This window comes from Ruminococcus turbiniformis, assembly GCF_020687545.1.
GTDB classification, from domain to species: domain Bacteria; phylum Bacillota; class Clostridia; order Lachnospirales; family Lachnospiraceae; genus Mediterraneibacter; species Mediterraneibacter turbiniformis.
The window spans coordinates 1-13800 of sequence record NZ_JAJEQX010000028.1; the positions used below are offsets into that span (position 1 = coordinate 1).

The following is a 13800-nucleotide window of genomic DNA, read 5'->3' on the forward strand; positions in this document are numbered from 1 at the left end:
GGATTGACGGGGATGTTTCAATGCGGCAAAGGAAAAGGATGATCAAAAACTAAATCATCCTACTGGGAGCCACGACACGGGTCATGGCTCCCACCATCGGACGAGTGGCTCTCGATAACGGATTCCATGGCTCTATTCCAGGAGATTGGGTGGCTCCGCCACCGCAGAATATTCAACAAAATAAGAAATCCCCTGGCGCTTACCAAGGGAAGATCTGTCTCTTATTTTTTCGGTTTGCTGTGGCAATCAGCTGGCAGGCTGGTGGACCACGGAAGAAGTTCCAGCATGGCTTCCTTTTCCGGGAACGGACCTAGATCTTTCATCTGCTCCATCACATAGGTGAGATAATTGTAGGGTTTCAGCCTGTTCAGCATGGCTGTTTCCGTAATACTGTATACAGTCGCGCTGGCCTGCGCTCCACGGATACTCTTTGCAAAAAGCCAGTTCCGTCTCCCTGTCGCAAAGTTTTTCAGTGCACGTTCCGCCGCCAGATTGTCAATGCTTAAGTGTCCGTCCTCCAGATATCTCTTCAGATAAACTTCCTGGTTCAAGGTGTACAGGACAGCTTCACCGATCAACGAAGACCGGTCTACGGAATCCTCCAGTGTATGAAGCCACTCAAAGAAAGCCTCTAAAAGCGGTTTCGCCTGCTTTTGACGCTCTTCATACCGTTCTTTCGGTGACTTGTCACGGATCATCTCCTCAATCTTATAGAGCATCCCGATCCGTGCCATTGCCTGATATGCGGTTGTCTCTTTCAGCTGCTCTTTGGTGAAATCCTTTTTCAGGACCGTCAGGGCTTCATTAAATCTGCGTCTCGCATGGGCCATGCATCCCGTTACAGTGATCCTTTCCGGGAGACTGTGGTATGCCTGGTAACCATCGCAGGTGAAAGATCCCTCAAACTGATCTCCAAGGAATTCCGCCGGATGGTATCCGGCACGGGCCCTTTCGTATTGGAAGAGGACCATCCGCGGAGAGCCGCTGTATTCATCCGTGAGATAGACCCACATCCAGTTCTGGGTGGAACCCTTCTGGTCCGGCTCATCGATCACCTGAATTCTGGTTTCGTCTCCGTGTAAATATTTACTCCGGAGCAACTCTTCTTTCATCAGATCATAGAGCGGCTGCAGATACCGGTCTGCGCATTGGATGATCCAGTTCGCCATGGTCTTTGTAGAAAGATTCAGGTCATACCGGGCGAATTCCCGTTCCTGGCGCGCAAGCGGCATCCCGTTTACATACTTGGCATTCATGATGCCTGCCACCAGGGATGGAGTTGCCACACTGCCTTTCAGAAGGGACGGCGCTTTTTCCGGCCGTTTCATGGCCCCGCATTTCGGGCAGCTGTACACAAAGGTGACTTCCTCCACGACTTCAAACCGCGCGGGAATGAATTTCAGGCGCTTTACGGTTTCCTTTGTGACAACCTTGTATTTCGTATTGCAGTCCGGGCAGTGACGGTCTGCCCCTGTCAGTTTGTACTCAATGACTTCGGTTGTCTCAAAGGAGGAAAGGTCTTCTTCCTTTTTGCCGGAACGTTTCTTCCTCTTGTAAGAAGACGGATGGACCTCTTCCAGGTCCGGTTCCGGGGCATTCGGGTCCGCTTTCTGCTCTGCCTCGTTAAAAAGATTCAGCTGGGTATACCCGTCCGCATATTTTTCACTGGACGCGCCAAAGCGTTTCCTCTGAGCAAGGGTAAGGCGGTCAGAGAGCATTGCGTTCAGGAATTCCAGTTCCTTTGTTTTCTCTTCCAGGATCTGGATCCTTGATTCCTGCTTCTGCAGCGTTTCTTCCTGCTTTTGACGATGCTCCTGCATGATCTTCAGTAAAGAGAGCATGTCCTCCCTGCTCATCCTGTTCAGTTGTTCTTCTGTAAAAACCGGATCCATCGCACAGCCTCATCTTTCTGAAATCTCTATGGACAGTTTACCATAAAAAGGATCTGGTTTCTATTGAAAACCGCCTTCAGGAGTAGAGGAAAATCCGCGTAAAATCAAGGAATTTTCGGCTTTTTGCGAATTGACAGGAATCGGGATCAGACTACGATCTTCGGGTGGCGTTCTTCAAAAGCGCCGCTGGGGTTCAGGGATAATCCATCGCACAGCCAGTGGATCTCTTTGAGAGTCACTTTCCGCAGTTCATCCGGTGTGTCCGGCCAATGGAAGGAATTCCGATCCAGACGTTTCATCAGAATCCAGAATCCGGATCCGTCCCACTGGAGGATCTTGATCAATGTGCGTCTGCGATTGCAGAACGCGAACATACAGCGGGAGTACGGGTCGAGATGGAATTTCAGTTTGATGATTGCGGCTAAACCGGTATAGCTCTTGCGGAGATCTGTAACTCCGCACGCCAGATAGACCGTTGCGCTTCCTGAAAAATCAAGCATAGTTCTTCAAAGCCTGAAAAAGCGTAGTCATCAGTCTGGCCGGACAGTCAGCACCAATCTCAATCCGGATGTTTTCCGGAAGAAGGATCGTAACAGAATGATTTCCTGTCCCGGCGTTAAACTGCAGCTCCTGTTCCGAAGGCAGCTTTGCGAACACCGGATCGGAGGCAGGTTCTGTTCCCGGGGATTCTGACTGAATCTTTCGGATCCAATAGCCCAAAGTAGACGGCGGGATCTCATTCTGTTGACACCAGTCTTTTCGGGATAAACCGCTTTCCTGGAAAGCATGGATCCGCTCTGCCCAAAGATCAGTTTTTGAGACTACATTATTATTCATATCCATTGGTAATACCTCCATCATTTGAGATTATCTTATCAAATGCAGGAAGGGATTTGAAGGTACGGATGATTACCTACTTACGATATTGCTGTGCCGGTAGAAGCCACACCAAATGTGGTCGCAATACCCATAGCAGCTGTAGGACCGAGTGCTACAACTGTAACACCCGCACCAACACCTGCTGCTCCTTGACCAGCAGCCTTTACCTCTGCCTTTTGATATTCCAGCTCGATTTTCTCAGCCTGTTGTTTCCAGTTCACTCTGATGGCTTTCAGTTTCTCATACTTTAGCATATTTTCTTCAGGCACATTACGAATACGGTCAAACAAAGACTGTATCGTAGTCAGTGATGTGTACAGTGCACTGGTATGTCCACCAAGCTCGTTGATTCTTTGATTTGTTTTCTTCGCAGCAGCTTCAGCTTTTTGCTGCGCCATTTGAAGCTTTGATAACTTCTTAGCCATTTCTTTTTCCTCCAAAGTAATTGTCGATATCCGACTTGGTTTTCAAAATTTTATTTGATGGAACGTTACGTAATTCAGCTAATTTTGCAGATTTTCCAAAAGCTTCTACATACGCATCGCTTTTTTCAAAATCACTGACAAACATCAGCAGGTGACTGTCATTGTACTGGCGAGCCAGTATTTTCAGACCTTCTATGTAATTGGTAACTATAACGATTTCCCTTGATGCAAAATCCGATTCCTTCTTAGCGTGATTGTATGTGATTGCTCTCCTTGTCTCACCATAGAGGGATATAGCAAATCGACCTACACCTACAACGTTGAGTCGCAGGACGAACTCTACAGCATTGAATGCTCCTCCACCAGCCACAAACGATCTACCTACTGCATCGCCGACATCTACCAAGCAGAATGTACCGTGCGCAACAGTCAGCATTCGCTTAACTGTAGCATTTGAAAACGGCTCACATGTCTTCCACATAAGTGCAAAAGAGCGCTCTGGCTTTGGCGTAATAGAAAAATATCTAAACAAACGACGAATGGCATAGATAAGTCTAACAAATAGCTCATTCAAAAATACAGGTATTGCCTGTGCTGTCTGAAAACGGGTATCATAACCTTTGTCAAAGATATTCAATGCCAGTTCATTCATAGCCTTGTCCGTTTCAGTCACTCTAAGGCCCAATTTAGACTTTATGGCAATAATATCATTAGTCCATGTCCATAACGGAGACGGAAGGCCTGTACCACGATTTCCTTTAGCCGCACTGGACGATGAGCCAGATACATCGGAAATAAGGTGGCCTATCCAATTTGCAAAACCACAAAACAATTTACTTGGAATATTGCTGCCCTGTAGCTCCCATTTTTCATCAGCTTGCTGTAAGGAAATAAGTTGACCGTCTGTAATAAAATGGGATGTATTGCTGAACTGATCGAGAATAGAGAAGAACAGCCCTAATAAGCTTGGATTGTGCGCCAGCGATTTGAAATGATGGTTTTTAGCAGTCAAATCAAAAACGGCCCTTCCAGCATCGCCGAGTCCGGTCTGGTCATAAGGAACTTTAAATTCTTTTTCCAAAAATCTTAATGCAGAATCAAGACTTTCAAAGTTCTTTTTCTCTGGATGACATAGTTTTGCGAAGTCCATTGTTCTGGCCGCAAACCATTTATCCGTAATATCGCCAAGCGGAGATTCACCGGGCTTACCCACTAAAAAGATGTCAATAAAACCACACAACGCACCGGAACTTGCCGCCAGAATGTAATCCAGTTTATCACAATCCGACTTAAGGCCTTTGATAGAATCTACGGTTTCATTTAAAACCACAAGTTCTGCTTCTGCTTTTGTCATTGCATCAGCTATCGATGTAGAAAACTCAAATCCAGCATTTCCAACACTAAGGTCAAGCAAAATATCCTTTTTTATGATTGCATTTCCCATCTTTTCCTCCCTCATAAAATGGTCATTAATTGACCACATCACCTAACCTATATTACAGCACTTTAATTTTACTTTTTTACAACATTTTGTTCACAAATTCACGAAACAGTGAATTGCACAGCTACGAAAAAAGACAAAGCTAAACTACCCGCTTCTTAATGCAATGGTTATATCATTTGAAAATGCTTCAACGCCTCCATAATCGCCGCTTCCTTTTCCGGCGGACACTGTGGCCCTTTAGCATCTTCCTTCTTTGACAGGTTATAATTTTGCCCCACATCCAGCCCGCACTTGCGCTTAATTTGCGAGATGTAGAGGGAAGACACCTTCAAGCCAGTATGCTCCAGCACATACGCCTTGATTTGCTCATAAGTCGCACCTTTCTGGAACCCGGACATATCCATATCCTCCAATGAGAACTCCACACGCACCTTCCTCGAGTCGATTTCTCCCTTGGAAAGTAAGACAACTGTCTCAGCGGTATTACCAGATTCCCACAAACCTCTACCTAGCTCTCTAAATTTTTTCTGATACTTCATAGCCCAATCTAGTAAGTTGAAATATTTCATTTTTATTTCCTACGGCCATTATCAATTGATTATTCTGAAGTTCGCTTACTGCTTCTTTCCATATAGCTGCAGATTTTCCTATTTTATCAGTATTCATTATCTTATTATTAGTTTGTATATCTACTCCTTCAAGTGAGTTTATTACCAGAATTTGACCGACAGCGTCTTTTGCCGCTTCTGTTAAAAGACATTTTGCTTCATCTGATAAAATTGGTATCTTTAATTCTTTCTTTTCTGAACTAAACATTGCATCTATTTCTTCTTTAGAAATAGGTTCCCATTTCATTTGTGTCTGCTCAACCTTCTCCAAAATTGTATTTTGTATCTTCTCTAATTGTCTTTGTAAATCTCGAATTCCATCGGTATCTCCTGCTGTCGCAATTGCTTTTTCTGCTTGATCAGCTCTTACCCAGCCAGGCATAGGGGCATCATTTATAATTTTAGGCATTGCCATAGCAATTTTATATTTTAATTCGTCTTCGTTAGAATAGAAATCCACTAATCTTCCTGCCTCTTTAACAGTATTATGAAAATTCTTTACTCTTTCTCTTTCTTCATCTGTTGCTCCCACTTTAATCGCAGGAAGCGAATCAATATTTTTATGCAAAAATGCTAATATAGGCATTTTTTTATGGATAGCATACCTATACTCTTTTTCCGTATAACTTATATTCTCCTCAGGATCAATAGAACCATATTTTCCTGCAACAATCAAAAGATAATAATCACTCATATCAATCATCTTCTTAATGTATTCCCATTGGCTCAATGAACTTGCCGGAAATTGTTCCATTCCTACTGGAATACAATTCATATCAAGTAAGCAACTTATTGCTGCTTGTCTCTCCGTTTTCAAGTCTTCATATGTAGAACTTATGAATACTTGATATTTTCTTTCCATGTACATCTCCCTTTTCCACTTGTATTATTAGTCTATTGTTTCATTTTCCAATTTCGGCAAATTATTTAAGTTTATCTTCTCCAATGTCCGTAACTGTTGTACCGCCAACTGCCGAAGTAATTCCATCCGCTCTTTTTGATTCTTTCCTTGACTAATCAATACAGCATTATAACTTTCCAAATTTGCCAGTACCAACAACTGATTTAATGTCGCCACATCCCTCATATTTCCTTTAACATTTGGATTTTTGTCCTTCCACTGTTTTGCGGTTTTTCCAAACAAAACAACATTCATCATATCTGCTTCATTAGCATAGGTATACGCCACCTGTGCGGGAGTTAATTCCGGGGGAATCAGATTCTCTTTAATTGCATCTGTATGTATCCTGTAATTCAACTTAGAAATTTCTCTGTTCAAATTCCAATTCAAAGACAACCGACTGTTTTCATCTGTCTTTAAACGCCTATAGTCTTTCATAATATATAACTGAAACTCAGGAGAAATCCAAGTCGCGAAAGACATAGCAATATCGCTATGGGCATATGTTCCGCCATAACGTCCTGCTTTTGAAACAATACCGATAGCATTCATCTGCGTAATCCACTTTGTTGGTGTCATAACAAAACGATTTAATCCAGCCTCATTTTTAACCGCCTCGAATTGCACACGGTTAAAATCTGGATTATGCAGTTCTTCCCAAACGCCTAGAAACTCAATCGTATTTCTATTTCGCATCCAGTTTTGAATCACAAATCGCGGGTCGTCCTCATTTCGATATTTTGCAATATCCGTTAATGAAATAAATTCATTTTCAAAATTTGTAGTATAGATTCCTATGTCAATACCTTTTGCATGGATAGTCTCCTTAACAATTTTCGCCATAAGTACCCTCCTCTTCCCACATTTCCCGATATGCTTCAATATAATCCTTAATGCAACCGGGATATACATCCAAATACCTTCTACATACCCTTTTGTACAATCTCAACATTTTTTCATCACACGCAAAGTCCAGTAAATAATCTAACAAATGTGACAATTCATCTTCCGACACAGTTCTGCTGCACACCTCTTCAACCAATGGTAAATAAACCTCATAGGCTTTCTGATGTAATTGGACTATCTGCTCTGCAATCTGGTAAATATTTTCATCCATTTAGATTACCTCAAAATGCTTTAGCGCCTCCATGATCGCTTCTGCCTTTTCTTTCGGCGGATGTTTCCTCGGCTGCTTCAATTCCTCTGCTGCATTAGGCGCATCGCACATTGTTAATCCCAATGCCCTTTTCACTTCTGCAATATAAGCAGTATGTACCTTAAATCCATACTTCTTCTCTACATATTCCTGTATCATCTTATATGTGATTTTCGGTTTCGGCTGATATTTCTTCGCCCGTTCTGCAATCGCATCCAGCGATATCTTATCGTCGCCTTCTCCAAATTCTACCTTTACGTTGATAACGCTATCTGGTGATTTGTGGGACAAAAGTACAACCGTCTCCACATGCGGTGAAAGCTATTTCTTATATTAAATAGCAAAATAATTGCCTTTTGCTAAATTATATTTTATAGTGAGATAAATTAGCCCATGTCTCACTATTTTTTAATTAGCATGCATCTCGAATCATTTTAATTCTAATTTGGCTCCCCTTTTAGTTTTAGTAAGGATTATTTTCTTACCTCCAATACATTCTATCGTATTTTCATTCTCTGTTAATACTAGCAATTTTGAGTCTTTAATATGAATATCTTGCTTAAATATATCTTTTACTACCTGTTCCAAATAATTCGGATAAACATACCAGTTTAGTTTCTTACAATAATGCTTTCTATTTTCTTCCCGATTTGTAGACAAGATTACTTCTATCTGAATCTCCGTGTTGCTTCCTACTACCGGAACTGATAAACTTGCATGGCGCGTCAAATTAATACAATCAAAGGGATGCCTACCTCTATACTCCAAAAACAATTTATATAAATAAAGCATATAGTTTCTGTTCAGTCTACCGACTCTTCTATATGGAAACACTATATAATTATCTTCAGTATTTTCATACTCCAAAATAGACGTTAATCTCGGAGAAAATTCCGACTCTAAAATTGTATTAATTTTATTACCAACCGTTTGTTTTAGTTCATTTATATTGTTAAAGAATTGTTGAAGTTTTTCATATGTATCACATAAATATGGTGGAATCATATCTTGTATTGCAAGATCAAGTTTTTCATCTAACTTTATTTCACATCTACCATCTTTATTAAAACAACACAATCGGATAACTGCATTATCAAGATATTCTCTCGACGAGTATCTAATTTCTAATCCTTTTGGTTGCTCTGAATCGCACTCTCTAAAATTATTTATATACATATATTCCAAATTTTTATCATATTTCTCAATATCCTTTTGACTAACAACAGAAGCTCTAACTAATTCCGAAACAGCATTTTTCCCACTACGTGATTGACTAATCATTAAATCGCAATCTTGTCCTACAAGAACATAATACTTTCCTTTATTATCTTTAAAAATATCACCGGCAGCAGGTGGTTGAAAGTATTGATTAATATTCAAATCAAACGCTTCAAAGGTATTTAACTTCTGCATTTCACTAGAATATTGGATGTCTTCATCATTCAATATATCCATCATTTGAGTAAGCCTTATTATATCGTATATTTCATCATTTACATTTAATTTATACTGGAATAATAAATTGATCCAATCCGTAACTATTTTATAGTTCGTAACGCCTTCAAAAGATGCCATTTTAGCAAAGTAATATGCGATATCCTTGTTTATTATGGCATCATCAAATGACTGTTCTAATATTTTCTGATATATACTTTTAAGTTTAAATAATAACAAACTGTATGCACTTTTGGCTAATGCAATTTGTAAACCGTCCGGTGTTTCTTTTGAAACATACTCTGCGAAAACTTTATCACTAATTTTTTCTTTCTTTTCTTTCGAACTTAAAATAGCTGCAACGATATTTTTTCTTTCACCTTCATTCAGTTTTTCAAGTTCTTGTAAAATTTCACTAGCTCTTTGTTCTTCTTCCAACTGATTGTCAATAATACAAATTATTGTCTTGCCAGATTGGCTATATTCGTTCAAGTCTTTCAAAAAGGAGCTTTTCGTTTTTGCATTAAAATCTGTATAGATTTTATACTTTTCCCACTCACCTTTGCTATAAATATAATCATTGAATATTGGCTCAAAATAGCCAGGAATCTTTACGCCTACCCCATATTGATTTAGTATTGACTTAAATTTTAATAAATCTTTGACTTCTATACTTGCATATATTTCTTGCAGTTTTGCCCCTATAACTCCACTTTCTTTATCAATAACTGTGAATAATGTTTTAACATCATCTCTAGGTATTTCATTTTCCCAATCAATGGATTCAATATACCCTTCCACAGTAACGCTATAATCCTGTAATTTATCTACAAAATCTGCCCCCGCCTCTTTTAATTCAGCATACATTCTTTCCCGAATAGAACGATTTAATCTCGTCAAACCATAAAAAAAGTTCTCTTTATTATCTTCAAATATAAAATCATCTTCTAAAAATATGATTGCATCACAATTGGTAATTCGAAAAAATTTATCATAAGTTATAGATATCGACATTTTAACCCTCCTCATCCACCATAGTTATAAGAAATTTATAACGGTTACCAAATGAATTTCTCTCAGCTAATAACTCAATGTTAGCATTGAACGAATTCAATATTTTCTTTACAATATATAATCCCATTCCTCTGCCTTCATGATTTGGTTTGCCTGATTCTAGTGGTTCAAACAAAATGTCTTCCATAGTTCTAAGTACACCTGTCCCAGTATCATAAACCACAATGTCGCTCCCATATGACTCTACTGTTATTTGATCCTGTCCCAAATACTCATAAACGCTATCTACTTCAGCAAATTTCTTCCTTTTATCAATCCAGTATATTGAGTTATTAAACAAATTATAAAATACGTGTATCAAAACGCCTTTGGGAACAAACCACGATAACTCTTCCGTTTTACAAACTATTACAATATTATTATCTTTAATTGTTTTCACTAAATTTTCTTCTATATCTTTTATAACAGTTTGTATTCGCTGAAGCACAAATTCATCATAAGTTCCTTTTTTAATAAAAGTATTTTCGAGAAATGAATATAAATTTGCAATATCATTGATTTTCCCCGCAACTATTGAATAACTTGTTTGAATCGGATAAACATGAGTGTTATAAACTTTAACTTTTTTTTGCGTTACAAAATACTCTTTCAAAAATCCAAAATGTTCTTGGATGTTTTCATCTATACCTGTTTTACTAATAGAATGCAGTTCATGTGTTATCGTTTCAGTTATCAATCCATTCGCCATTAATTTGTAATTATTATAAGACTCTACTTCTATAGCTTTTAATTGTTCATCAGCTTCTACTAATAAATTAGCTGCTCGTTTTTGTACTTCTTCATTTTCTCCAAAATGTTCTGTTACATTTTGAAAAACCTTTTCCATTTTTTGGTATAGACTAATTGGCATTGATACTTTTTCCCCTTCAATTTCAATTTTACCACTAAATTCTTTGGTAATTTTCTTCATCTCAGACATCATATGCCTATTACGTTTTGCAAATTTTTCAATATCATTTGAATTTTTTTTCACTCGTTTAGTAATATTATCTTCTAATAATCCGTTTTCCGTCAGCAATACTTTAATGATATCATTTGCTTTTCTATTTAATTCATAAAATAAATTATTAAAAACAATACCAATCAACATTTTGAACGCATCTGATACTTTATTCTGATTTATATCTAATCTAGAACTTATCTCTTGAATGTTTTTCTGCTCTGGATCTTTTATAGAAACATATCCTACAGTATTTCCTAAATCAAATCTATACCATTGTTGTCCTTTTGTCCTAAATTGCTGAAGTTTAATCCAGTCATTTTCTTTGTCCCCCAAAAAACCAATTCTGTATACATCACGATATAATTTTATACCGTTATAATCTTTTAGAAATTCTTTTAGTTCTTTTAAACTAAACTCTTGACTATTTTCAATTTCTTTCAAAGACTCTATTATAATCTTTTCTCCAATAGCTGCATTTTGTTTAAACGAATAAATTTCTCCTGATATCGGCACTATTTTCAATAGTGCCTCCATACACTCATCTGCTTTCTGAGCAGCAAATTTCTTCCTAATATTTTTATCTGTTATACCTAATTCAAACATATCGTAAAATGTCTGTGAAACTAAATCGAGTAATTCATTATATCGTACTTCTTGCATAAGAACTTTCTCAATTCTGTCCTTATTTGTCTTTAACAATTCTCTATAAAAACGATGTTCCTTTTTTAATCTTTTAAATGCCTCCGGCTTAGCTAACACCCTGTGAATACGTTCAATATACCAAGGCTTCAAACTAAGTTCATATTTTAATACTAATTCTCCTCTATCTTCAAAAATATTAAACTTATGAATACTCTCAGAAAGCTGAAGCATTCTATTGGGAAAATTAATATCTAATTCAATATTATTATAAAACATTCGAATTAAAGTTTTTTTGTTAACTTCATTAAAAGGCGATATCAAGAAATTAATAGCTGATTTTAATTCTCTATTGACTACTAGATTGGTATTATCAAAATGTAACATCATTTGAGCTGGGGTCTCCAAAAAATCACTGATATTTATCCCTAGAATCCATAATCTTGTATAACTCGGCTCCAGCTTTCTTATTTTCTTATACGGAACAAAATAATTACTATTATTTACACTGCTAACACTATCCCAATTAATAAAGGTTAATGTAGCAAACTCTTCTCTTTCAGATGCCGTTTCAACCAATAAATACTTGCCTAATCGTTGAGCCGCTAATCTACCGATCCCTTTTTCTCCCAATGTTGTCTCATTATTGTTATTTTTTAGATCTGTACCAATTTCTAAAAATCCCTTTTCTAATTGAAAATCATTCATCCCTTTCCCATCATCTTCAACAATTAACAATGGCTCTCCAAAAAAGGAACTCGGTACTAATTCAGTTATTTCCTCCATACATACAGGAACTGAAAAATTCTCTGCACTTTTTTCTAACATATGACCATTTTCAAATAACAACAACTTTACATTTGATGCTTTAGCGTCAATTGAATTCTTTATTAATTCAATAATAGCAACTTCGGAAGTAGTTATCAAATCCTTTCCCAAGTGTTTAATTACTCTTGGACTAATCTTTATTTGTTTATGTTCCATTCTTTCTTCCTCCTATACATCATATATTTGAATAACAAGTTCTTTTAGCGTCTTAGCAATACATTCTGCCATAAGATAGGGAACACCATTTCCTATCATCTTAAACATAGCAGTTAAAGAAATATCATTAGGTAAAATAAAATTTTCTGGTAAAGATTGTATTGCCATTGCTTCTGCAACAGACAATCGGCGTATTTTATACGGATGCAAATGCACTTCATTATTTCCATACGCTGCTGTTGGAGAATATTTCCATCGGTGAAGCCTTTTGAATGATTTCCTTTTTGTGTCACCTTCTAGTATTCTTTGCATTTTATCTAGGCCACTCTTTACAGCAAATATTCTATTTTGGTTTGGATGTTTCGTGACATGATTTTTTCTAAACCAATATTCAACTGTTAATGATTTTGGCACATCATACACAAAATCTCGATTACTATTTTCTTCAAATTCTTCAGCATCAGGCCAATTCAACTTTAAAATCTTATCTATTTCAAATCGTTTATATTTCCCCCATGGAAAATTGAAGTAATTTTTCTCATCAACATTGTAGATAGCTTCTCTCTTAAATTTCTCTTCGTCAAATCCAATCATTAAAATTCTCTCTCTAAATTGGGGAACACCATAACTTAATGCATTCACTACCCTGTCTGATATTACATAACCGCTATGTGTCACTTTCATTTTCATTTCGTTATAAAATAATTTGTGCTTTTCAGTTTTCACAAGTCCTTTTACGTTCTCAAATAAGAAAAAATCAGGCTTACATCTTACAATCAAATCAAAATATGTTTTTGTTAACCTCCCATTTTCACCAGTAATCCCTTTATTTTTTCCTCCAACTGAAAAATCTGGGCAAGGAGGTCCACCGATAAATCCGACCACATTGCCTTTTTCTTTTTCTTCCTGTATCATTCTTATTAGTCTCTTTTTATTTTTTCCTTGAGTGTAAACCATAGCGTTCTTATTTGAATATCCTAAACGCGGCTCTTGTATCAATAAATTTTTTCTTGAAAACTTATAGGCCTCAATAAAACATTTTTTACACTCATTAACAAATACTATCTCATAACCATTGTTTTCAAATGCTAAGTCTAAAATTCCTACACCTGAAAAGAAAGAAAATATTACTATATTCGGCATGTTATTTTCCAGTCCTATCTACTATTTTTTTATATTGTTGCTGATTAGAAGATGTTTTTTCAATAGGAACTACAACCTTAGAAACAGCATTTATATAATTTAAAAATAAAGTTCCCAGCAAGTGCCTATCGCTACGTGGAATACGTTTCCATTCATATCCTTTAAATAGATCTTTAACTAGAAATATTTCTCCCACTTCAACAAAATTTATTTCACTAATTGCCTGTTCTAATAATTTATTTACATCAGACACAATTATTACCTCCATATCTTCATCG

The 13800-nt window shown here is 37.1% G+C and carries 13 protein-coding genes and 1 pseudogene; all 14 read right to left on the reverse strand.

Translation table 11 applies throughout. From position 1 onward, the window contains the following. Positions 1–221: 221 nt before the first annotated feature. Positions 222–1892: an IS66 family transposase gene (gene tnpC / locus LKD70_RS13705; RefSeq protein ID WP_227708514.1), complete on the reverse strand. Its 1671-nt coding sequence runs from the start codon at positions 1890–1892 to the stop codon at positions 222–224. Positions 1893–2038: 146 nt separating this feature from the next. Further along, positions 2039–2392 carry an IS66 family insertion sequence element accessory protein TnpB gene (tnpB, locus tag LKD70_RS13710; RefSeq protein ID WP_076776436.1) on the reverse strand — a complete coding sequence of 118 codons (354 nt, stop codon included), beginning with the start codon at positions 2390–2392 and terminating at the stop codon, positions 2039–2041. Next, positions 2385–2735 carry an IS66 family insertion sequence element accessory protein TnpA gene (gene tnpA, locus LKD70_RS13715; protein WP_227708515.1) on the reverse strand — a complete coding sequence of 117 codons (351 nt, stop codon included), beginning with the start codon at positions 2733–2735 and terminating at the stop codon, positions 2385–2387. Before tnpA ends, tnpB begins: the two co-directional genes overlap by 8 nt. Positions 2736–2809: 74 nt before the next feature. Beyond that, the gene (locus LKD70_RS13720) at positions 2810–3196 is read right to left on the reverse strand and encodes a hypothetical protein (protein WP_227708516.1); all 387 of its coding nucleotides are present in this window, start codon (positions 3194–3196) and stop codon (positions 2810–2812) included. Beyond that, on the reverse strand, positions 3189–4640 hold the full coding sequence (locus tag LKD70_RS13725; RefSeq protein ID WP_087416577.1) for a hypothetical protein: 1452 nt from the start codon (positions 4638–4640) through the stop codon (positions 3189–3191). The genes LKD70_RS13720 and LKD70_RS13725 overlap by 8 nt, the downstream gene beginning before the upstream one ends. Positions 4641–4807: 167 nt before the next feature. Continuing rightward, positions 4808–5116, reverse strand: a pseudogene (locus LKD70_RS13730) (23S rRNA (uracil(1939)-C(5))-methyltransferase RlmD); the annotation flags it as partial. Positions 5117–5156: 40 nt separating this feature from the next. Continuing rightward, complete coding sequence (locus LKD70_RS13735) at positions 5157–6110, reverse strand: DUF4062 domain-containing protein (RefSeq protein WP_227708517.1); 954 nt, start codon at positions 6108–6110, stop codon at positions 5157–5159. Positions 6111–6137: 27 nt separating this feature from the next. Beyond that, positions 6138–6992, reverse strand: coding sequence for a KilA-N domain-containing protein (locus LKD70_RS13740; RefSeq protein WP_227708518.1), 855 nt, complete (start codon positions 6990–6992; stop codon positions 6138–6140). Continuing rightward, positions 6976–7266 carry a hypothetical protein gene (locus LKD70_RS13745; RefSeq protein ID WP_227708519.1) on the reverse strand — a complete coding sequence of 97 codons (291 nt, stop codon included), beginning with the start codon at positions 7264–7266 and terminating at the stop codon, positions 6976–6978. Before LKD70_RS13745 ends, LKD70_RS13740 begins: the two co-directional genes overlap by 17 nt. Further along, a complete protein-coding gene (locus LKD70_RS13750; RefSeq protein ID WP_227708520.1) occupies positions 7267–7596 on the reverse strand; it encodes a hypothetical protein in 330 nt (109 codons plus the stop codon). A 138-nt stretch (positions 7597–7734) separates the two neighbouring features. Next, the gene (locus LKD70_RS13755; protein WP_227708521.1) at positions 7735–9753 is read right to left on the reverse strand and encodes a hypothetical protein; all 2019 of its coding nucleotides are present in this window, start codon (positions 9751–9753) and stop codon (positions 7735–7737) included. A gap of 1 nt (position 9754) precedes the next feature. Then, the gene (locus tag LKD70_RS13760; RefSeq protein ID WP_227708522.1) at positions 9755–12379 is read right to left on the reverse strand and encodes an ATP-binding protein; all 2625 of its coding nucleotides are present in this window, start codon (positions 12377–12379) and stop codon (positions 9755–9757) included. 12 nt (positions 12380–12391) lie between these two features. Beyond that, positions 12392–13522, reverse strand: coding sequence for a DNA cytosine methyltransferase (locus tag LKD70_RS13765; RefSeq protein ID WP_227708523.1), 1131 nt, complete (start codon positions 13520–13522; stop codon positions 12392–12394). 1 nt (position 13523) lies between these two features. Next, positions 13524–13775, reverse strand: a complete 252-nt coding sequence (locus tag LKD70_RS13770) for a single-stranded DNA-binding protein (protein ID WP_227708524.1) — start codon at positions 13773–13775, stop codon at positions 13524–13526. Between the last annotated feature and the right edge of the window lie 25 nt (positions 13776–13800).

Excerpts from the sequence above, each read along its gene's own strand:
- tnpC (WP_227708514.1), bottom strand. The coding sequence starts at position 1,892 with ATGGATCCGGTTTTTACAGAAGAACAACTGAACAGGATGAGCAGGGAG.
- LKD70_RS13765 (WP_227708523.1), bottom strand. The coding sequence starts at position 13,522 with ATGCCGAATATAGTAATATTTTCTTTCTTTTCAGGTGTAGGAATTTTA.
- tnpB (WP_076776436.1), bottom strand. The coding sequence starts at position 2,392 with ATGCTTGATTTTTCAGGAAGCGCAACGGTCTATCTGGCGTGCGGAGTT.
- LKD70_RS13760 (WP_227708522.1), bottom strand. The coding sequence starts at position 12,379 with ATGGAACATAAACAAATAAAGATTAGTCCAAGAGTAATTAAACACTTG.
- LKD70_RS13735 (WP_227708517.1), bottom strand. The coding sequence starts at position 6,110 with ATGGAAAGAAAATATCAAGTATTCATAAGTTCTACATATGAAGACTTG.
- LKD70_RS13740 (WP_227708518.1), bottom strand. The coding sequence starts at position 6,992 with ATGGCGAAAATTGTTAAGGAGACTATCCATGCAAAAGGTATTGACATA.
- LKD70_RS13755 (WP_227708521.1), bottom strand. The coding sequence starts at position 9,753 with ATGTCGATATCTATAACTTATGATAAATTTTTTCGAATTACCAATTGT.
- LKD70_RS13745 (WP_227708519.1), bottom strand. The coding sequence starts at position 7,266 with ATGGATGAAAATATTTACCAGATTGCAGAGCAGATAGTCCAATTACAT.
- LKD70_RS13720 (WP_227708516.1), bottom strand. The coding sequence starts at position 3,196 with ATGGCTAAGAAGTTATCAAAGCTTCAAATGGCGCAGCAAAAAGCTGAA.
- LKD70_RS13725 (WP_087416577.1), bottom strand. The coding sequence starts at position 4,640 with ATGGGAAATGCAATCATAAAAAAGGATATTTTGCTTGACCTTAGTGTT.
- tnpA (WP_227708515.1), bottom strand. The coding sequence starts at position 2,735 with ATGGATATGAATAATAATGTAGTCTCAAAAACTGATCTTTGGGCAGAG.